Annotated in this window: 17 protein-coding genes; 7 read left to right on the forward strand and 10 right to left on the reverse strand. The window is 73.3% G+C overall.

Annotation, left to right across the window (positions count from 1 at the left end; translation table 11 throughout):
* Positions 1-61 precede the first annotated feature (61 nt).
* Positions 62-1918: an acyl-CoA dehydrogenase gene (locus ACH495_RS01345; protein ID WP_396855786.1), complete on the forward strand. Its 1857-nt coding sequence runs from the start codon at positions 62-64 to the stop codon at positions 1916-1918.
* A 170-nt stretch (positions 1919-2088) separates the two neighbouring features.
* Positions 2089-2358, forward strand: a complete 270-nt coding sequence (locus ACH495_RS01350; protein WP_013283345.1) for a DUF6458 family protein — start codon at positions 2089-2091, stop codon at positions 2356-2358.
* 73 nt (positions 2359-2431) lie between these two features.
* Here ACH495_RS01350 and ACH495_RS01355 read toward each other — a convergent pair whose 3' ends face one another.
* The gene (locus tag ACH495_RS01355) at positions 2432-2962 is read right to left on the reverse strand and encodes a SixA phosphatase family protein (RefSeq protein ID WP_396855787.1); all 531 of its coding nucleotides are present in this window, start codon (positions 2960-2962) and stop codon (positions 2432-2434) included.
* 115 nt (positions 2963-3077) lie between these two features.
* Here ACH495_RS01355 and ACH495_RS01360 point away from each other — a divergent pair, with 115 nt between their 5' ends.
* Positions 3078-3368 carry a DUF6458 family protein gene (locus ACH495_RS01360; RefSeq protein WP_396855788.1) on the forward strand — a complete coding sequence of 97 codons (291 nt, stop codon included), beginning with the start codon at positions 3078-3080 and terminating at the stop codon, positions 3366-3368.
* 76 nt (positions 3369-3444) lie between these two features.
* On the opposite strand, the gene ACH495_RS01365 is transcribed toward ACH495_RS01360, so the two are convergent.
* Positions 3445-4122, reverse strand: coding sequence for a hemolysin III family protein (locus ACH495_RS01365; protein ID WP_396855789.1), 678 nt, complete (start codon positions 4120-4122; stop codon positions 3445-3447).
* A 75-nt stretch (positions 4123-4197) separates the two neighbouring features.
* On the opposite strand from ACH495_RS01365, the gene ACH495_RS01370 reads away from it, so the two are divergent.
* The 3 genes from ACH495_RS01370 to ACH495_RS01380 are packed head-to-tail and all read left to right on the forward strand — an operon-like array spanning position 4198 to position 6507.
* Positions 4198-4812 (forward strand): allophanate hydrolase subunit 1, encoded by a 615-nt coding sequence (locus ACH495_RS01370; RefSeq protein WP_396855790.1) that lies wholly within the window; start codon positions 4198-4200, stop codon positions 4810-4812.
* Positions 4809-5783, forward strand: coding sequence for a biotin-dependent carboxyltransferase family protein (locus tag ACH495_RS01375; protein ID WP_396855791.1), 975 nt, complete (start codon positions 4809-4811; stop codon positions 5781-5783). Before ACH495_RS01370 ends, ACH495_RS01375 begins: the two co-directional genes overlap by 4 nt.
* A complete protein-coding gene (locus tag ACH495_RS01380) occupies positions 5758-6507 on the forward strand; it encodes a LamB/YcsF family protein (protein ID WP_396855792.1) in 750 nt (249 codons plus the stop codon). Before ACH495_RS01375 ends, ACH495_RS01380 begins: the two co-directional genes overlap by 26 nt.
* Before the next feature lie 62 nt (positions 6508-6569).
* On the opposite strand, the gene ACH495_RS01385 is transcribed toward ACH495_RS01380, so the two are convergent.
* The 7 genes from ACH495_RS01385 to pdhA form a co-directional block, all read right to left on the reverse strand.
* The gene (locus ACH495_RS01385) at positions 6570-8411 is read right to left on the reverse strand and encodes an NHL domain-containing thioredoxin family protein (protein WP_396856490.1); all 1842 of its coding nucleotides are present in this window, start codon (positions 8409-8411) and stop codon (positions 6570-6572) included.
* Between the two features lie 281 nt (positions 8412-8692).
* Positions 8693-10240 (reverse strand): recombinase family protein, encoded by a 1548-nt coding sequence (locus ACH495_RS01390; RefSeq protein WP_396855793.1) that lies wholly within the window; start codon positions 10238-10240, stop codon positions 8693-8695.
* 292 nt (positions 10241-10532) lie between these two features.
* The gene (locus ACH495_RS01395) at positions 10533-13709 is read right to left on the reverse strand and encodes a hypothetical protein (RefSeq protein WP_396855794.1); all 3177 of its coding nucleotides are present in this window, start codon (positions 13707-13709) and stop codon (positions 10533-10535) included.
* A gap of 346 nt (positions 13710-14055) precedes the next feature.
* Entirely contained in the window at positions 14056-14193 is a 138-nt protein-coding gene (locus tag ACH495_RS01400; protein WP_199199845.1) for a hypothetical protein, read from the reverse strand.
* A gap of 223 nt (positions 14194-14416) precedes the next feature.
* Entirely contained in the window at positions 14417-15886 is a 1470-nt protein-coding gene (locus tag ACH495_RS01405) for a dihydrolipoamide acetyltransferase family protein (RefSeq protein WP_396856491.1), read from the reverse strand.
* Between the two features lie 5 nt (positions 15887-15891).
* Positions 15892-16881, reverse strand: a complete 990-nt coding sequence (locus ACH495_RS01410; protein WP_396855795.1) for an alpha-ketoacid dehydrogenase subunit beta — start codon at positions 16879-16881, stop codon at positions 15892-15894.
* Positions 16881-18059 (reverse strand): pyruvate dehydrogenase (acetyl-transferring) E1 component subunit alpha, encoded by a 1179-nt coding sequence (gene pdhA, locus ACH495_RS01415; RefSeq protein WP_396855796.1) that lies wholly within the window; start codon positions 18057-18059, stop codon positions 16881-16883. Before pdhA ends, ACH495_RS01410 begins: the two co-directional genes overlap by 1 nt.
* A gap of 483 nt (positions 18060-18542) precedes the next feature.
* Between pdhA and ACH495_RS01420 the strand changes: the two genes are divergently transcribed.
* Positions 18543-19265 (forward strand): hypothetical protein, encoded by a 723-nt coding sequence (locus ACH495_RS01420; protein WP_396855797.1) that lies wholly within the window; start codon positions 18543-18545, stop codon positions 19263-19265.
* Here ACH495_RS01420 and ACH495_RS01425 read toward each other — a convergent pair.
* Entirely contained in the window at positions 19246-20472 is a 1227-nt protein-coding gene (locus ACH495_RS01425; protein ID WP_396855798.1) for a hypothetical protein, read from the reverse strand. The two genes, ACH495_RS01420 and ACH495_RS01425, sit on opposite strands and share 20 nt — an antisense overlap.
* Positions 20473-20488 lie beyond the last annotated feature (16 nt).

A 20488-nucleotide genomic window follows, 5' to 3' on the forward strand; every position in this document is an offset into this window, starting at 1 on the left:
TGAGTAATACAGTCTGGAGTTACTGATCGGTAACACCTGTCCGGAAGCGGGGCCAGCGAGCATGACCCACTACAAGAGCAACCTTCGGGACCTCGAGTTCAACCTGTTCGAGGTGTTCGGGGCGGACCGGACGTTCGGCCAGGAGCCGTACACGGACCTGGACGTCGACACCGCCCGTAGTTTCCTCTCCGAGGTCGACCGCCTGGCCCGCGAGGACCTCGCCGCCAGCTACTCGGACAGCGACCGCAACCCGCCGGTCTTCGACCCGGCCACGCACACCGCGCCGCTGCCGGAGTCGTTCAAGAAGTCGTACCAGGCGTTCATGGACTCCGAGTTCTGGCGCCTCGACCTGCCGGAGGCCCTGGGCGGCACGAACGCCCCGCGCGCGCTCTGGTGGTCCCTGGCCGAGCTGGTGCTCGGTGCCAACGCCCCGGTCTGGATGTACGCCTCCGGCCCGTCCTTCGCGCACGTGCTGCACGTCGAGGGCACCGAGGAGCAGAAGAAGTGGGCCCGGCTCTTCATCGAGAAGCAGTGGGGCTCGACCATGGTGCTGACCGAGCCGGACGCCGGCTCGGACGTGGGCGCCGGCCGCACCCGGGCGATCCAGCAGCCGGACGGCTCGTGGCACATCGAGGGCGTCAAGCGCTTCATCACCTCCGGTGAGCACGACCTGAGCGACAACATCGTCCACTACGTGCTGGCCCGACCGGTCGGCGTGGAGGGTGTCGGCGGCCCCGGCACCAAGGGCCTGTCCCTCTTCGTGGTGCCGAAGTTCCACTTCGACGCCGAGACCGGCGAGCTGGGCGAGCGCAACGGCGTCTACGCCACCAACGTCGAGCACAAGATGGGCCTGAAGGTCTCCAACACCTGCGAGGTGACCTTCGGCGAGCACGGCGTACCGGCCAAGGGCTGGCTGCTGGGCGAGAAGCACGACGGCATCCGCCAGATGTTCATGATCATCGAGTACGCCCGGATGATGGTCGGCACCAAGGCCATCGCCACGCTCTCCACCGGCTACCTGAACGCGCTGGAGTACGCCAAGAACCGGGTGCAGGGCGCCGACCTCATCCAGCAGGCCGACAAGACCGCCCCCCGGGTCACCATCACCCACCACCCGGACGTGCGTCGCTCGCTGCTGATGCAGAAGTCGTACGCCGAGGGCCTGCGCGCGCTGGTCTGCTACACCGCGAGCTGGCAGGACAAGGTCGCGGTCGCCGAGGCGGCCGGCGACGAGAAGGCCACCAGGCTGGCCAAGCGGGTCAACGACCTGCTGCTGCCGCTGGTCAAGGGCGTCGGCTCGGAGCGGGCGTACGAGCTGCTCGGGCACGAGTCGCTCCAGACGTACGGCGGTTCCGGCTTCCTCCAGGACTACCCGCTGGAGCAGTACGTCCGGGACGCCAAGATCGACACCCTGTACGAGGGCACCACCGCCATCCAGAGCCTCGACCTGATCTTCCGGAAGATCGTCCGGGACAACGGCAAGGCCCTGATGGCGGTCGCCGGCGAGATCCAGGAGCACATCGCCTCCGAGGCCGGCAACGGCCAGCTCAAGGAGGAGCGGCAGGCGCTCGGCAAGGCGCTCGCCGAGATCCAGAACATGATCGGTGTGATGACCGGTTGGCTGGGTGAGGCCCAGGCCGGTGACGCCCGCGCGCTCTACAAGGTCGGCCTGAGCAGCCGCCGGTTCCTGCTCGCGATCGGCGACCTGGTGGTCGGCTGGCTGCTCCAGAAGCAGGCGGACGTGGCGCTCAAGGCGCTGGCCGGCGAGGTCTCCGCCGCCGACAAGGCGTTCTACACCGGCAAGGTGGCCGCTGCCCGGTTCTTCGCCCGCGAGGTGCTGCCCCGCATCGGCGCCGACCGGCGGATCGTCGAGGGTGCCGACCTGGAGATCATGGACCTCCCGGAGGAGGCGTTCTAAGCCCTTGCGGGTTCTTTCTCCCCTTCACCGCGCCGGCCGGTGGGCGACAGCCCGCCGGCCGGCGTCGTTGGTGGCGCCGGAGGTGGATAGGCCGGCCGGTGGGCGGGTAACCGTCGCGGACCACGACCGGAGTACGCCCAAGGGCCACCGCACGGGGGAGTGCAGCGCACATGGGCATTGGCAGCGCCATCTTTCTCATCGCGCTCGGCGCGATCATGACCTTCGCCATCCGGGCCAACGTCTGGTGGATCGACCTGCGCGCGGTCGGCTGGGTCTTCATCCTGGCCGGGCTGGGCGTCCTGCTCACCACGCTGTGGTTCTGGCAGGACCGCCGCAAGCGGGCCCGCACGCTCATCGTGGAGGAGAACCGGCTCTCCCATCCGACCGCGATGATGCCGCCGCCGCCCGACCCGCCGCCGCCGACGGCCCCGCCGTCCTGACGGCCTCACCCGCACTGTTAAGCAGGGCCCCCTCCTCTGCCGAATGCGTTAAGAGGGGGCCCCTCCTTGCACCTCAACCGCGGGCGGTGTGGCGGGCCGCGAGCGGGGCACGTGAGAGTGCGGCCCAGCCCGTGGTCGGGTGATGCACCACCAGGTCGGTGGTGCGGAGGCCGTCCGGATCCGCCCGTTCCGGGTCGAGCAGTGCCGAGAGCAGCGAGACGCCCGGGTTGTGCGCGACGAGCAGGACCGTGCCGGCCGCCGGGTCCACCGACCGGACCAGCTCCAGCAGGTCGTCCGGGTGCGCCTCGTACGCGGTCGGCTCGTACCGCACCGCGGGCGTCGGTCCCGCCGGGCCGCCCTCCGGTGGGGACCCGGTCAGGCCCAGCGCCACGCCGTGCCAGGTCTGCCGGGTGCGCCGGGCCGGCGAGCAGAGCACCACGTCGGGGAGCAGCCCGTGGCGGGCCAGCCAGGCGCCCGCCGCCGCGGCGTCGGCGTGACCCCGCGCGGTCAGCGGCCGTTCCGCGTCCGGGGCGTCCCGGGACTGCTCGGCCTTGGCGTGCCGCAACAGCACCAACGTCCGCTGCCGGTTCCTGCCGTCCGTCATCCGCCCAGCTTGCCTGATTGGTGTTCGGACCGCCTGGGTATGTCGATGTGTGCCGCTACCTCATCCATGGCCGCGGCGGGCAGAAACGCCAGCAGGACGCCAAGGAGGCGACGTCATGGGCATCGGTGCCAGCATCTTCCTCATCGCGCTCGGCGCGATCTTCGCGTTCGCCATCGACGCCGACCTGGGATGGCTGAACCTCAACGTGGTGGGCTGGGTGCTCATGCTCGCCGGGCTCGCCGGTCTGCTCACCACGCTCTACTTCTGGAACAGCCGGCGCCGCGTGGTCGCCGCTCCGGTGCGCCAGCAGGTCGTCGCCGAGCCGGTGGTGCCGGTGCAGGGCGACCGGGTCGTGCGCGAGGAGTACCGCGAGGTGCGCCGCCCGGGCTCGGGCTACCCGGCCTGACCCACCCCGAGACCCGAGGGCCCCGCAACGGCGCGGGGCCCTCGTGCACGTCCGGGCCTGGTTCGCGCGCGCCGGCTCAGGCGAACAGCGCGAAGTAGATCGCGATGTGGTGGCAGATCGCCGCGACCAGCGTGCAGGCGTGGAAGAACTCGTGGTGGCCGAAGACGGTGGGCCACGGGTTCGGCCGGCGCAGCGCGTAGAACACCGCGCCCACGCTGTAGATCGCGCCGCCCACGCTCAGCAGCACCAGCGCGGTGACGCCGCCGGAGTGCAGGATCTCCGGCAGCATCGCCACCGCCACCCAGCCGAGCGCCAGGTAGAGCGGGGCGGAGACCCAGCGCGGCGCGTGCGGCCAGATCATCTTGACCGCGACGCCGGCCAGCGCGCCGCCCCAGACCAGGCTGAGCATGATCGTGGCGTACCGGGTGTCGAGCAGCAGCACGCAGAACGGCGTGTAGGTGCCGGCGATGAACACGAAGATCATCGAGTGGTCCATCCGGCGCATGATCTGGTAGCCGCGCTCGGACCAGACCCGCCGGTGGTAGAGCGCGCTGGTGCCGAAGAGCCCGCACACGGTGAGGCTGTAGATCAGGCAGCTCACCAGCGGCGCCCAGCCGGGCCGGGTGGCGGCGATCGAACAGAGGACGATGCCGCAGACGAGCGCGGCGAAGAACGCGTACGCGTGGAGCCAGCCGCGCATGCGCGGCTTTCCGATGTCGACCGGCCGGAGCCGGAGCGGTGCGGAGCTGGTCACCTCATCAGGTTACGACACCGTAGGTTACTTGCAAGTAGTGTGGACCGTCACGCCCGACGACGCGAGGATGACCGGATGCGGATCCGACCCGTCGGGGCGCACGCCCTGCTGCTCGACTGCGACGACCCCGACCAGGTCGAGGCGTGGCGCGCCGAGCTGTGGCACCGGCGGGCGGCCGGCGAGCTGGCCGCGGTCGAGATCGTCCCCGCCGCGCTCACCGTGCTGCTCGACGGCGTGCCCGACCCGGCGGCCACCGCCGCGCGGATCGCCGGCTGGCAGCCCCGGGACACCGCAGCCGGCGTCACCACCGCCGAGATCCGGGTGCCCGTCGCGTACGACGGGGCGGACCTGCCCGCCGTCGCCGACCACTGGGGCGTCGAGGTGCCGGCCGTGGTCGACCGGCTGCGGCGCACCGAGTTCCGCGTCGCGTTCTGCGGCTTCGCGCCCGGGTTCGGCTACCTCACCGGGCTGCCGCCGGAGCTGGCCGTGCCGCGGCTCGCCACCCCGCGTACCCGGGTGCCGGCCGGCTCGGTCGCGCTGGCCGGCCCGTACGCGGGCATCTACCCCACCGCCTCCCCCGGCGGCTGGCTGCTGGTCGGGCGGACCGAACTGACCCTCTTCGACGTGCGAGCCGACCCGCCGGCCCGGCTCACGCCCGGCACCCGGGTCCGGTTCGTCGACACGCCATGATCGAGGTGCTGCGGGCCGGCGCGCTCACCACCGTCCAGGACCAGGGCCGGCCCGGCTGGGCCCACCTCGGCGTGCCGCGCTCCGGCGCGCTCGACCCGGCCGCCCTGCGCCTGGCCAACCGCCTCGTCGGCAACCCGGAGCACGCCGCCGGCCTGGAGATCACCCTGACCGGCTGCGTGCTGCGCCTCACCCGGGCGGTCACCGTCGCGCTCACCGGCGCCCTGGCCGACGTGCACGTCGAGCACCCTCCTCGCCCGGAGTCGACCGGCGTCCGGTCGGAACCCGGCCCCGCCGGCCCGCCGGCCCGCGTCGGTCCGAGGGCGGTGGCCGACGACGCCGAGCCGCCCGCTGGGCGCGTCCGGCGGCCCGGGGACGTGGGACGGCCGTTGTCGCTGCCGGCCGGCGCGGTGCTGCGGATCGGTCCGGCCCGCGCCGGAGTCCGGACCTGGCTGGCCGTCAGCGGCGGGATCAGCGTCGAGCCGGTGCTCGGCAGCCGGTCCACCGACACGCTCTCCGGCCTCGGGCCGCCGCCGCTGCGCGACGGGGACCGGCTGCCGCTTGGCACACCGGCCGGCCCGCCGCCCCCGGTGGACCTCGCCGTCACCCGGCCGGTGCCGGCCGAGGTGTGGCTGGCCGTGCGCCCCGGCCCTCGGCAGGACTGGTTCACGCCCGCCGCGCTCGACCTGCTGTGCCGCGCCGCGTACACCGTCGGGTCGGACAGCAACCGGGTCGGCGCGCGGCTGGCCGGCGCCACCCTGCCCCGCGCGGTGGCCGGCGAACTGCCGAGCGAGGGCCTGGTGCTCGGCGCGGTGCAGGTGCCGCCGGACGGCCAACCGCTGATCTTCCTGGCCGACCACCCCACCACCGGTGGCTACCCGGTCCTCGGGGTGGTGGACGACGTGACAGCGCTCGCCCAGGCCCGCCCGGGGACTACGGTGAGGTTCCATGGACCTCAACGCGGACCTCGGTGAGGGATTCGGTAGCTGGCGGCTCGGCGACGACGAGGCGCTCCTCGCGCTGATCAGCTCCGCCAACGTGGCCTGCGGCTTCCACGCCGGGGACGCGGCCACCATGCACCGGGTGTGCGCCGCCGCCGCCGAACGCGGCGTCGCGGTCGGCGCCCAGGTCGGCTACCGGGACCTTGCCGGCTTCGGCCGGCGGCACATCGCCTACGACTTCGCCGAGCTGCGCGACGAGACGATCTACCAGCTCGGCGCGCTTGATGCGTTCTGCCGGCTCTACCGCACCCGGGTGCGCTACCTCAAGCCGCACGGCGCGCTCTACCACGCGGCGGCGTGCGACGAGGCGCAGGCCGCCGCGCTGGTGGCGGCGATCAGCGGGTACGACCACGAGCTGCCGGTGCTCTGCCAACCCGGCACCGTGCTCGCCCAGCTCGCGGTCGGCGCCGGCCTGCGGGTGGTGGCCGAGGGCTTCGCCGACCGCAACTACCTGCCGAACGGGGCGCTGGTGCCCCGCAGCGCACCGAACGCGCTGGTGACCGACCCGGACCAGGTCGCCGTGCGGGCGGTCCGGATGGCCGTCGAGCGGACCGTGGTCGCCGTGGACGGCAGCGTGGTCCCCTGCCCGGTGGAGTCCATCTGCCTGCACGGGGACACGCCGGGGGCGGTGCGGTGCGCGGAGCTGGTGCGCGCCGCGCTCATCGACGCGGGGGTCACGCTCACTCCGTTCGCGTGAAAGGAGGGGGCCCCTGTTAACGCATTCTGCATAACAGGGGGCCCCTTTTAACACTTGTCAGCTCAGGACTCGTCGAGGCCGCGCAGGACCAGGGGGAGGCGGGTGGCGCCACCGGTGACCACCCGGACCGGCACGCCCCAGTCCTGCCGGGTCAGGTGGCAGGCGGCGTGCTCGACGTCGGCGTCGCAGGTCGCCGCCTGGGCGGTCACCTGCAACACCCCCTGCGCCACGTCCCCGCTGACCACCAGCCGCCGGGACAGGTCGGTGGTCGTACCGGCGCCGTCGACCAGCAGTTCCGGCGGGGACGCCGAGACCACCAGCCGGGTCGACGGCCCGTACGTCTCGTCGAGCTTCTGCCCCGGCGCCGGTGTGAAGATCACGTCCAGCGTCAGCTCCCCGGCCGCCACGTCGGTGGGCCTGCGCTCCATCCGATGCCGCGGGCCCGCCACCGTGCTCGCGCCGGCCGCGGTCAGCGCGCCGGGCGCCAGCCGGGTCAACCGGTGCGCCGCCGACTCGACCACCAGCACCTCCCCCTCCCCGGTGACCACCAGGTCGCTCGGCTCGGCCAGCCCGTCGGCCACGGTCCCGACCTGCCCGGTCGCCGGGTCGAAGCGGCGCACCGCGCCGTTGTACGTGTCCGCGATCAGCACCGAGCCGTCCGGCAGCGCGCACACGCCCAGCGGATGCTGGAGCAGGGCCTGATCGGCCGGGCCGTCGACGTGCCCGAAGTCGAACAGGCCCTGACCCACGGCGGTGTGCATCACGCCGGCCTCGATCCAGCGGACCGCGCTGGTCTCGCTGTCGGCGATCCAGAGCCGGGAACCGTCGGCCGAGACGGACAACCCGGAGGGCTGGGCCATCCAGACGTCCGGCAGCGGACCGTCGCGCAGCGCCTCGACAGTGGTGCCGGCGTACATGCCGGCGGTCCGCTTGATCGGATCGAACCACCAGAGCTGGTGGATGCCGGCCATCGCCACGATCACCCGGTCGTCGTACCAGGCCACGTCCCACGGGGAGGAGAGGTCGACCGCGCGCGCGTCGTGCGCGTGGTCGTCGACCGTCGAGCGCCACTGCCGCCCGGTACCGGCCACGGTGACCACCTCGCCGGTCTCCAGCCGTACGCCGCGCAGCAGGTGGTTGACCGTGTCCGCGACGACCAGGTCGTAACCGGCCACCTCGGCGACGTGCGGGGGCAACAGGCAGAGCCCCTGCGGCTCGGCGAAGGTGGCGGCGGCCGGCGGGCCGTCGGTGCGGCCACGGGTGCCCGTGCCGATCCGGCGCACCACGGTCTCCCCGTCCGGGGCCAGCTCGACCAGGGAGTGCCGGGCCGAGTCGGAGACCAGCAGGTGACCGCCGTCGAGCGGGACGGCCTTGCCGGGGAAGCGCAGCGCCGTCTCCGGCTCGGCCGGCGGCACGTACGGGCCCTCGCCCCGGTGCAGCGTGCCCTTCGCCTCGTGCGTGGCGATCAGGTCGTCGATGAGCCGGGCCAGCCCTTCGGCGTGCCCCTCGCCGGCCATGGTGGCCACCACGTAACCCTCCGGGTCGACCACCGACAGCGTCGGCCACGCCTTCGCCGCGTACTGCTGCCACATGTCCAGCTCGGGGTCGTCGAGCACCGGGTGGTGCACGCCGTACCGCTCGACGGCCGCGGCCAGCGCGTCCGGGTCCTTCTCGTGCTCGAACTTCGGCGAGTGCACCCCGATCACCACCAGCACGTCGCCGTACTTCTCCTCGAGCGGGCGCAGCTCGTCCAGCACGTGCAGGCAGTTGATGCAGCAGAAGGTCCAAAAGTCCAATAAGACGCAGCGACCTCGGAGGTCCTGCAATGTCAGGTTCTGTCCACCCGTATTGAGCCACTGTCGGCCTCGCAGCTCAGGGGCACGTACGCGCGGTGTTGTTCCCATATCTGTCAGCCTGCCATGCCAGCGCGGAGCGAAACGGGTGCCGTGACCCGGACGACACTCGACCCGCTGCGCCGTTGAACTACCTTCCTCGGGCTTGCTCGCGATCAGGAAGCGGGTGGCGTGTGTTGCGAAAGGGCGGCTCGCCTGCTGGTGGGTCGAAAGGAGGCTCCGCCGGTCGAGCTGGCCCTCGCCCGCCGTGCCGGTCGAGGCCCGAAGTCGTCCGCTTTGCACGGGTATCTGCGTCGCTCGGCTGGTCTACATGCTTGGTCGGCGGGGGAGTCTCAGGCGTTGGCGGGTACAGGCTCGAGCTCGTCGGCCCAGGTAAACCGGAGGCGTGCGTCTGGGTCGAATCGGACACCCCGTCGACCATTCGCCGATAGGACGGTTATGGCGTTTATGGCTAGGCCGAGGAGGTCGCGCCGGTCGCCGAGGGGAGCAATGTCCCACGCTTCGCGAGCTGAAACAGGGTCGAGTAGTGGACTGATATCTACCTCCGGCAGGGGTAAGCCGGCGAGATTGCGGCGGAGCCCGGCGACGCGGTCGGTCAGGCGTTCGTGTAGCCGTTCCCATCGCTTCACGGCCTCGGGACCGACGAACTCGCCGCGAAGATATCGGGCGTCTTCGAGGTCGACTAAGGCAGCGTTGGCGTCGTCTAAGGCGTTCTGGATGGTGGTCCGCTCGCGGATTATTTCAGGATTATGGCGAGCGACCCAGCGCTCGGCCACGACGTCGAGCAACGGATCACCTGGTTCCGTCGCGGCGAGTCGAGCGATGAACATGGCGACTACGGCGCGATCTACGGCCGCGATAAATGCGGTCGTGTGCGCCGGGCAGGGGTGACCGAGGCGCCGCCCCTGGCAGACGTAGGACTTCCCGGCGGCCGACATGCGACCTCTGCACCCTCCGCACCGCAAGAAGCCGGTCAGGAGGTGGGAAACCTGAGCCCTCACCCCACGATGGAGGCCCGTCGGGTCGATAGCTGTGCGCTCTTCGAGGATGCGCGCAATCTGTAGTTGTTCAGCGGAAGTGATGATCCCTTGCCCGATCTCGACGGTTTCGCCTGTCTCGGGATTGCGCCACGGAACCACCTTCCCCGTGTACTTACCATCGCGCTTCATGGTCTCGGGCAGGAGCCCTGCGAACGCTGGACCTTTCAAGAGTTGCGACAAAGTCCCTACGCCCCAGACACCGCCGCGCGGCGAGGGGATCTGGCGAGCATTCAGGTCACGGGCGATTCGGACCAAGGGCTCGCCGGTCAGCGCGCGCTCGGCGATCTCGCGAGCGGTTGGCGCGGTGCGGGGGTCGTGGCCAAGCCGCCCGTCGCCCTCGATGGTGAGGCCATATGGAGGTTGCCCACCGATCCACCGGCCAAGGTTGCGAAGGTGGGCCTTTGCCGAGGCAACCCGTAGTCCGAGGTTCGCGGATTCGCTGCGGGCGACCTCGGACAACAGGGTTAGGACTAGGCGGGACTGCTGGTGTGACGTGTCCAGGCCGTCCTGCACGAAGACAATCCGGCCGCCGACCTTCTCGACCTGGTCCAAAACCCGCCCGACCTGGTTCATGCCACGCCGGGACAGGCGGTCAACCTTCCAGACGATCAGAGTTCCGACGGTAGCGGTCGTGAGAGCCGATATCGCAGCGTCGAATCCGGCCCGATCTACCGCCTTGTAGCCGGACCGGCCCCGGTCGATGTGGACCGCCCGAACTTCCAAGCCGTGACGCGTGGCCCAGACGCGGCAGTCTGCCTCCTGCCGTTCAATGGCGGTCTTTCCCTCGCGGTCGAGAGATAGGCGTAGGTATAGATCCGCAAGGTGTTCATGGTGGGACATGCCGAGGACGCTAGGGTCTCAGACAGTTGAGTTGCAAGCTTCTTCTAGGATTACCTACAAATCCAGCACACTGACCCTGCCTCGCAGGTCGGCCAGCGTGACGGCCTTGCCGCCGATGTCCGGCCACCCCGACCCGCGCTCCCAGCCACCGCCACCTCCCACGGCGATCATGAGGTTGGCGGGTGACGAATCGGACCGGATGCGTCGCCAACTTCATGATCGCCGGCGTGGGGGCCGGGTGGGGACAGCGCGAAGCGCCCGTCCCCGACGGGGACGGGCGCTTCGGGTGGGGTTACTGGCCGGCCGGCTTCAGGCAGAGCACCCGGTTGGGGCCGCCGCCCTGAAGGACGACCGTGGGCTGCGACAGGTCGGCGCACTTGTCCTTGTTGTCCACCTTCGACACCACGGTGAACGCGCCCTGCTCCCCGCATTCCGCAGGCGCGGCGGTCGCGCCGGACTGCTTGATGCAGGAGCCGACCGCCGGATCGAAGCCCGCCGGCTTGTCGTCACCGTCGATCTTGCCGAGCAGCGTGAGCAGGCCGAGCGGCACGGCGAGGATCAGCACGGCCGCGATGAGCACCAGGGCCAGCACCCGGCCGTTGCGTACCTTCGGCGCGGGCGCCTCGGTGCTCGGCTCGGCGTCCGGCTTGAACGCGTCGAAGCGGCCCTGATCCGAGTCGTCGGCCGGCCCGTCCGGGGACCAGGCCGGCGGGGCCTGCTGGGGCGGCGGCGGGAACGCGGGCGGGAAGCCGCCGGGCTCGCCGGCCGGACCCTGACCCGGTACGGCGACCGAGGCACGCCCACCGGCCGACGGCCCGTACGCGTCCTGCTGGCCACCCGGGCCGCCGAACGGGTCGCGACGACCGCCGGGCCCGCCGAACGGGTCCTGGTGACCGCCGGGCCCGCCGAACGGGTTCTGCTGGCCGCCCGGGCCACCGAAGGAGTCACGTGGCTCGCCGGGCTCGCCGTCCTGCGGGTGCACCCCGTTGGCGGGGCGGTTGTTGCCGGGCGGGTCCACGAAGGACGGCACCCCGACCGGGAACGGCGGCGGACCGGCCGGCGAGGACGGCCGGTCGGCGTATCCGCGCGGGCCGTCGTCGTCGGACCGGGACTGCGGCCCGCCGAAGCCGGGCGGACCGTCCTGGCCGGGGTAGCCGTGCGGGCCGTCGGACCGCGACTGCGGCCCGCCGAAGGCGGGTGCGTCGTCCGGCCGGGAGTGCGGTCCGCCGAAGCCGGGTGCGTCGTCGGACCGGGACTGCTGGCCGGCGAAGTTGTGCGCGTCGTCAGGACGCCCCTGCGGCCCGGCGAAGCTGCGTCCGTCGTCGCCCCGGGACGGGGACCCGCCGTAGCCGGCTCCGTCGTCGGCCCGGGACGGGGACCCGAAGCCGGGTCCGTCGTCCGGGCGGGTCTGCGGGCCCGCGAAGGCGGACGGACCGTCCGGGCCGGGGTAGCCGTGCGCATCGTCCGCGCCGGACGCGTCCTCGGGCTCCGGCCGGGTCGGCCGGCCGTACACCCGGGGCTGCGGCGTGGCCGCGCCGGTCGGGTGCACCGGCTGGTCGGACGGCGGCGTGACCCGGCTGGCCACCGGCACGGACGCGCTGGCCGAGACCGGGCCGGAGGCGCCGGCCTCGGGCGACGTACGCGGGCCGGGAACGACCGGGCCGGCCGGCGACTGCGGCTCCTCGGGTCCGGGCCGGGCGCCCCAGCCGGCGTCACCGCGCTCCGGCTCGTACGCCTGGGGTTCCCGCTCGGCCGGGCCGAACTGCGCGGCGGCCGGATGGTCGGCGGGCGGTGCGGCCGCCAGTGCGGCACCCGGCACCCGCTGGCCCTGCGCGGGCAGCGGCACCGCGTGGCCGGGGGAGATGCCCGGCGCGGGCGCGGGCTGGTAGACCGGTGCGTCCTCGGCCGGCTGCCAGCCGCGCGACGGTGCCGGCGGGGCGTCGTCGGGCTGGCCCCAGGCCTCGGCGGGCGACCAGGGCTCGGGGGTCGACCGCCCGTCCTGGTTGCCGCCCCATCCGGGCTGGGCCGGCTCGTCCGCCGGCCGCTCGGACTCCCGCTGCTGCGGCCCGGTCGCGGCGCCGCCCCAGCCGCCGGCCGGCCCGTCGCCGTCCCGTTGCGGCAACGCGGGGGCGTTGTTCCAGCCGCCGGCCTGGTCGTCGGCGTCGCGCTGCGGCAGTGCGGGGGCGTTGTTCCAGCCGCCGGCCTGGTCGTCGGCGTCGCGCTGCGGCAGGGCCGGGGCGTTGTTCCAGCCGGCGGACCGGGGCTGCTCCGGCTCGCCCCAGGCGCCGGGCTGCGGGACCTCGGCGGCGCGGCCACCCGCGGCCCAACCGCCGGATCGGTCCAGGTCGTCGTCCCGAGTGGAACCGTCCCAGCCGCCCGCCCGGTTCTCCGCCTGCGGGGCGGGCCAACCGCCGGAACGGGCCGGCTCGTCGTGCTGCTGCCCGCCGGCCGCCTGCCAACCGCCGGAGCGGTGCGGGTCGTCCTCGGCGCGGGTGGCCTGGTTGTCCTGGTCGGACTGCTCCGGAGTGGACCACGCCTGGTCCGGCCGGACGGCCCCGGGTACGGAGACCTTGGCGGCGGCTCGGGCCGGCGGTTCGGCCGGCGGCCAGGTGGCCCCGCTCTGCTGACCGGGCGGAACCCAGGCCGGCTGGGCGTCGCGCGGGGTCCACCCGCCGGAGCGGCTCGGGTCCTCCGGCTGCGCGCCGGGCTGCTCGTCGCGTGACGCCCACCCGCCGGAGCGGTTCGGGTCGTCCGGCTGGGCGGCGGTGCCGGCGGCCCAGCCTCCGGAGTGGCCGGCGTCGACGCCGCGCTGGGCGGCCGGGGCGAATCCGCCGGAGCGGTTCGGGTCGTCCGGGCCGGCGGGGGTGACCCAGGACTCGTTCGGCACGGTGGCCGGGGCCGGGACGTAGCCGGTGCCCCGCGCGCCGGCCTCGGGTTGCGCCCAGGCGGGCTGCTCCGCGGCGGTGCCCCGGGGGCCGGGACGGTTCTGCTCGGTGGCCCAGGCGGGCGGCGCCGGCTCGGCGGGACCGCCGGGCGGTGCCGGGGCCCAGGCCGGCGGTGCCGGCTCGCCGGAGCGGTCCGGACGGCCCGACTCGCCCGGCCCCCACGCGGGAACGCCCGGGCCGGCGGCGGCCCAGGCGGGCGTGCCCTGCTCGGGGCCGTCCCAGGCGGGCTGCGAACCCCGGCCGCCCGGCTCGGCGGGCGGGGGCACCTGGGCGGTGGCCCGGCCGGTGACGTGCTGGCCGGCGGGTGGGGCCCAGGCGGGCGGCTGCTCGTCGGCCGCGGCCCAGGCCGGGGCCGGCGGGGCGGGCCGACCGGTCGGCGGGGGCGGGGCCCAGCCGAGGTCGGGCGTGCCGTTGTACCCGTTGTCCTGCTGCGCCGGCTGATCGCCGTACGGCACCGGTCCGCCGGTGCCCGGCGACACCTCGCCCGGCTCCTGGCCGGGGTGGTGCGGAGCCTCGGACGTCATGGGTGCGCCTCCTCCATCACAGGTCGACCGCCGATGCCGGTCGAGGACCGTCGGCATGGCTGCCGGCGTCGCCGGCGGGTACCGGCCGTGCGGGCTCCCCGCACCGTATCCGGTGGTCGCCCGGGGGCGCTCGGGGGAGCACCGGCCGTCACCGAAAGTCACCGGTCGACGTCGATGAGTTTCGTTTTCTCGCGTCGGTCCGGAGCAGTCGGTTGGCGACCGTGCCAACCGTACCGGGCGGTGCGGCGAGGTGGAATCCCGGTGCCGAACCACGCGGAACGCCGAAGACCCGCCCGGGGTGCCGGGCGGGTCTTCGAACTGGAGGAGGTGAGAAACGTCGGTGGCGTCAGCTCATGTGACGCTGGGCGATGGCGAGAAGCTCGGCGCGGACCGCGGGCGAGTTGGCGGAACGCAGGGCGTGCTCGATGGCACGGGCCCGGCGGTTGGCGTCGCGGCGGGTGCGGATTCGCTCGATCATGCTCATCTTGGGTCTCTCCTCCTGGCTATTCGGTTGTCAGCCCCTTGATGTCTCTATTTAAGCGCACCGGACGGCCGATTGCCATCGATTACAAGGTGAGCTGAGCCACGTGCCTAAGGATCGTAGGTCCAGAGCCCCTTGAAGCCGACGATTCCTTTCCCCAACGGCAACGGCCGGTGTGCCGGGCGTTCACCCGTGGCACACCGGCCGTGGCCGGAGCGGTGGTACGTCAGGTCCAGGCGAGCAGCGCCGCCTCCGGGTCGGCCAGGAAGTCCCCGATGTCGCGGAGGAACTTCGAACCCAGCTCACCGTCGACGATCCGGTGGTCGAAGGAGAGCCCGAGCGTGGTGACCAGGCGCGGCTTGACCTTGCCCTTGTGCACCCACGGCTGCTCGCGGACCGCGCCGAAGGCGAGGATCGCCGACTCGCCCGGGGGCAGGATCGGCGTACCGGTGTCGACGCCGAAGACGCCGACGTTGGTGATGGTGAGCGTGCCGCCGGACATGTCCGCCGGGGACGTCTTCCCCGACTTCGCGGTCTGCACCAGCGCCGTCATCGCGTCCGCCAGCTCGCGCAGCGTGAGCCGGCCGGCGTCCTTGATGTTCGGCACGATCAGACCGCGTTCGGTGGCCGCCGCGATGCCCAGGTTGACGTACTCCTTGACCACGATCTCGTCGCCGGCCCAGGTCGAGTTGACCATCGGGTGCCGCTCGACCGCCAGCAGCACCGCCTTCGCGACCAGCAGCAGCGGCGAGACCCGCACGTCGCGCCACTCGCGCCGGTCGCGGAGCCGGTCCAGCGCCTTCATCGCGCGGGTCACGTCGACGGTCAGGAACTCCGTGACGTGCGGGGCGGTGAACGCCGAGCGGGCCATGTTCTCCGCGGTCAGCTTGCGTACCCCCTTGACCGGGATGCGCTGCTCGCGGTCCGCGCCGAAGCTCGCGGCCGGCGCGGCCGGCGCGGTGACCGTCAGCGGCTCGGCCGCCGCCGGGGTCCCGCTCGCCGCCCGCTGTACGTCCTCGCGGGTGATCGAGCCCAGCGGACCGGAACCGGTCAGCGTGCCCAGGTCGACCCCGAGGTCCTTGGCGAGCTTGCGGACCGGCGGCTTGGCCAGCACCGGACCGACACCCGCCCGGCCGTTGCCGTTGCCGTTGTGCGCCGGAACCACCGGGGCCGGCGCCGGAACGGCCTGCACCGGGGTCGGCACGGCTTGCGCCGGCGTGGCCTGGGCCGGGGCGCCGCCCTTGCGCGGGCGGCGCTTGGCCGGCGCGTTGCGCGGGCCGTAGCCGACCAGCACGGCGGTACGTCCACCCGGCGCCACGCCACCGATCAGGCCCGGCTCGACCATGCCCTCCTCGGGCGCGACCTCGACGGCGGCCAGCGAGGCCGCCGACGGGGTGGGCAGCGCGGAGGCCGGCGCGCCGGTCGTCGACTGCTCGACCGGCCCGGCGTTCGGGTCGGTGTCGATGGCGATGATCGGGCTGCCCACCTCGACCGTGGCGCCCTCCGGGTGGAAGATCGCCTGCACCCGGCCGGCCCACTTCGCCGGGATCTCGACCGCCGCCTTCGCGGTCTCCACCTCGACGATCGGCTGGTTCAGCTCGATGTCGTCACCCACCTTGACCAGCCAGGCGAGGATCTCGCCCTCGGTCAGGCCCTCGCCCAGGTCGGGCAGGTTGAACTCCTTGATCCGGGACATGCCGCTCACCAGCCGAAGGTGCGGTCGACGGCGTCGAGCACCCGGTCGAGGTCGGGCAGGTACTCCTCCTCCACCCGGGCGGCCGGGTAGGGGATGTCGAAGCCGGTCACCCGCAGCACCGGGGACTCCAGCGAGTAGAAGCACTCCTCGGTGATCCGGGCCGCGATCTCCGAACCGAGGCCCAGGTTGCCCGGGGCCTCGTGCACGACCACGCAGCGGCCGGTGCGCTTCACCGACTCGTACGCGGCGGTCAGGTCCAGCGGCGAGAGCGTCCGCAGGTCGATGACCTCCAGCTCCCGGCCGTCCTCGGCGGCGGCGGTGGCGGCGTCCAGCGCGGTGCGCACCATCGGGCCGTACGCCAGCACGGTGGCGTCCGCGCCGGGCCGGACGACCCGCGCGGTGTGCAGCGGGTACGCGTCGGCGAGCGGGGCGTCCACGTCGACCGGCCCCTTCTCCCAGTAGCGCCGCTTCGGCTCCAGGAAGACGATCGGGTCGTCCGACGCGATGGCCTGCTGGATCATCACGTACGCGTCCTGCGGGTTGGCGCAGGTCACCACCTTCAGGCCGGCGGTGTGCGCGAAGTATGCCTCGGGCGACTCCGAGTGGTGCTCGACCGCGCCGATGCCGCCGCCGTACGGGATCCGGATGACCATCGGGATCCGTACCTTGCCCTGCGAGCGGTAGTGCATCTTCGCCACCTGCGACACGATCTGGTCGTACGCGGGGTAGACGAAGCCGTCGAACTGGATCTCGCAGACCGGCCGGAAGCCGCGGATGGCCAGCCCGACCGCGGTGCCGATGATGCCGGACTCGGCCAGCGGGGTGTCGATCACCCGCTGGTCGCCGAAGTCCTTCTGGAGGCCGTCGGTGATCCGGAACACGCCGCCGAGCTTGCCGACGTCCTCGCCCATGATGACGACCTTCTGGTCGTTCTCCAGGGCCCGTCGCAGACCGGTGTTGAGTGCCTTGCCGAGCGTGAGCGTCTCCGTGGCCATCAGTGGGCGCTCCCCTCGAACGACTCCATGTACTGCGAGAACCGGGCCCGCTGCTCGTCCAGCTCCGGAGACCCGTGCGGGTAGACGTGGTCGAACATGCTGACCGGCTGCGGGTCGGGCATGTTGAGCACCCGCTCGCGCAGGTGCACCGACTCGGCGCGGGCCTGCTCGTCGATCTCGGTGAAGAACGACTCGTCGACGATCTGCTGCTTGAGCAGGAACGCCTTCATCCGGGCGATCGGGTCCTTGGCCTGCCAGGCCTCGACCTCGCTGGCGATCCGGTAACGCGTCGGGTCGTCGGAGGTGGTGTGCGCGCCCATCCGGTAGGTGTACGCCTCGATCAGGGACGGGCCCTGGCCGTTGCGCGCGGTGTCCAGCGCGTGCCGGGTCACCGCGTACGAGGCGAGCACGTCGTTGCCGTCGACCCGGACGCCGGGGAAGCCGAAACCGCCGGCCCGCCGGTAGAGCGGTACGCGGGTCTGTCGCTCCAGCGGCTCGGAGATGGCGTACTGGTTGTTCTGGCAGAAGAACACCAGCGGGGCGTTGAACACGCTGGCCCAGACGAACGACTCGTTGACGTCGCCCTGGCTGGTGGCGCCGTCGCCGAAGTAGGCGATCACCGCCTCGCCGTCCTCGCCGCCGGTCTTGCCGTCCATGGCGACGCCCATCGCGTACCCGGTCGCGTGCAGGGTCTGCGCCCCGATGACGATCGTGTACATGTTGAACTTGAACTCGTTCGGATCCCATCCGCCCTGGTCGACGCCGCGGAACAGGCCGAGCGGCATGATCGGGTCGATGCCGCGGCAGTAGAGGACGCCGTGCTCCCGGTAGGTCGGGAACGCCATGTCCTGCGCGCGCAGCGCCCGGCCGGAGCCCACCTGCGCGGCCTCCTGGCCCAGCAGGCTGGCCCACAGGCCCAGCTCGCCCTGGCGTTGCAGGGCGGTCGCCTCGGCGTCGAGCTTGCGGACCAGGACGAGGTCCCGGTAGAGCCCGCGGTACTCCTCGTCGGTGAAGTCGACGCGGTACTCGGTCCCGTCCGGGCCGAGCGCGGTCTCGATCCGCTCCCCTTCCGGCGTGAGCAGCTGTACGAGTTCCGGTTCGCCGGTCGCGGCGGCGCGTCTGGTACGGGGTGCGGCCCGCTTGCTGCGGGTGGCGGCCCCGGGGTCGCCCTTTGCCATCGGTCTCTCCCTGTCTGTCTGCGCCGCCGGGGGTGACCCGAGCCGCGCACCTCGTGCGCCCGCCCGGCTGCTGCCGGGTCGGTCCCTGGCGACCGCGCCTAGCCCCGGTGAGGGTTGCCGCGCGGCGTGAGCCGGGGTCCGTCGGGGGACCCAGGCCCGGGAGCGCCGGCGCCGTTCCGCACCAGCCGCGGGGTGCGCGGAGGTAGCGGCTGCGTTGCCGTCGTGCCTGAATGATTGCAGAGGAGGTGAGCGGGCCCACAGTATGGCCTCCCCCGTCGGGGCGCTTCCATCGGATACGCGACGGATAGACGCTTTTGTCCGAGCGGCCGTGCCGGGATGGCGGACAAAATGTGTGTCGACACGCGGTCGCGACTGGTGAACTGAGCGTCACTGGGTCAAGCTGGCGGTGAGCATTCACGCGGCTTTTGTCCGGATATCCGGGTGTGCTCTTCCGATCCGTCGACGCTAACGAGGAGTGTGCCGGTGTCCGAGCCAGAGGGTCCTCCCGGTGCTCCCTTCCTCGGCCGCCACCGGGCCCTGCCCACCGCGCGCTACCGGCGGGTGGTCGGCGCGCACCGCGCCTCCGGCGCCGGTGGCCCGAGCCGGGGCTACCTGCTGACCGTGGCGCTGCTCGCCGGCACCGCGTCGATGCCGATCCTGGCCGCGATCAGCACCGGTTCGGCGACCGTGGGAAACAGCGCCCTCCCCGACGCCGGCACCCCGTTCATCCCGACGCCCTCGGTCGGGCCGGTGGTCGTCCCGCTGCCCTGGACCACCCAGGCCCCGACGCTCCCGGCCCGCACGCCCGCGATCGACGCCACCACCACCGCACCGCCGCGACCGGTGCTCCCGGCCGCCCCGGCCGTGCCCGACGGCAGCGACCTCGGCTCCGCGCACCGGTCCCGGCCGGCCACCGCGCCGGCGGCCCCGCCCGTACCGCCCCGGCCCACACCGGTCCGGCCGCCGCGGCCGTCGCCGGTGCCCTCGCCCACGCCCTCGGCGTCCGACCCGGTGACCCAGGAGCCGGACCCGGTGCCCGAGCCGACCACCACCTCCTCCGCGCCCACGCCCGGCCCGACCTCCGAGCCGACGTTCGAGCCGACCTCCGAGCCGACGTTCGAGCCGACCTCCGGACCCACGTCGGAGCCGAGCCAGGGGCCGTCGCCGAGCGGCGAGCCGGAAGGGCTCAGGCGGGGTCGTCGGTGAGGCGGTGCCGGTTAGCCTCGATCCAGGCGTCAAGCGCCTCCGGGTCGTCCGGGTCCACACCGTCCGCCATCAGCTGCGCCACCGCCGCGGTGGCCGGACTGCGCCGCTCACCGGTGCTGTAGAGCCGGGCGAACTCGGGCACCATCTCGGTGATCGCCTCGTCCGTCCGGGCGGCCGCGGGCTGCGCCAGCCCGCGCTGCCGGGCCGCGTATGCCGCCCAGGCACGCAGCACCCGGGGCAGCATCGCGGCGTCGTCCATGTCCAGCACCGCGCGCCGGTGCACCCAGTCGAGCAGGAACAGCTCGGCGACCATCGGGCTCCACCGCATCGGGTCGGCGTCCGGGAAGCTCGCCGCGTGATCCAGCAGCAGACCCAGGCAGAAGTGCAGCGAGGCCAGCTCGCCGTCGGCCACCTCGGGCAGGCCGAAGCGGGCGGCCTCGGGCGAGTCGAGGAAGGCGCGTACCAGCCGGGTCCGCTCCTCGTCGGTGGCCGGCGGCACGACCGTCGGCCCGGCCGGCGGCGTCGGCCCCGGCAGGGCCGCCAGGCGGGCGCCCACCAGGGCCCGGTCGGTGGCGAGCGAACCCTGGGCGGGCAGCTCGCCGAGGTCGTCGGTGACCGCCAGGTGGCGGCTCACCTCCGCGTGCATCCGGGCCGGATCCTCGGTACGGAACCAGGTCAACTCGTCCTCGGTGCAGATCTCCCGGGCCTGCTCGACGATCCGGGCCGCCGGGCCGCCGACGAACACGTCCTTGGTGATGCCGATGTTGTGGTCGACCAGGGCCACCAGGGCGTGCTCCGGCCCGCCCTGCTCCTCGTCCTCGTAGGCGAACGTGGCCAGGTAGGAGGTCTGGTCGCCGTACACGTCGCCGTACGCCCAGGTGCCGGTGAGGCGCACCCGGCCGAGCTGGCCGGCCCACGCCGGGGCGTACCTGCCGGGCCGGACCCGGGCGGCGCCCTCGGCGTCCGGCACCAGGGCGGCGAAGACGGCGCGGATGGTGGTCGCGGCGGCACTGCGCCGGCGCGACGTGGCGGCGAGGAAGCCGGCCACGAACTCGCGGACGGCGTGCTCGCGGTCGTGCTCCGCGACGGCGTAGACGCTGCCCAGCAACGCGGCGCCGAGCATCTCCGCGTCCAGGGCGGAGTCGAGCCTCGTCACGTCGCGCGCGGCGTGCAGCACCGCGTCGTAGGGGGTCTGTGGCGTGGCCATGCGTCGACCCTACGCC

Source organism: Micromonospora sp. NPDC018662, from assembly GCF_044391475.1.
Classification (GTDB): Bacteria; Actinomycetota; Actinomycetes; order Mycobacteriales; family Micromonosporaceae; genus Micromonospora.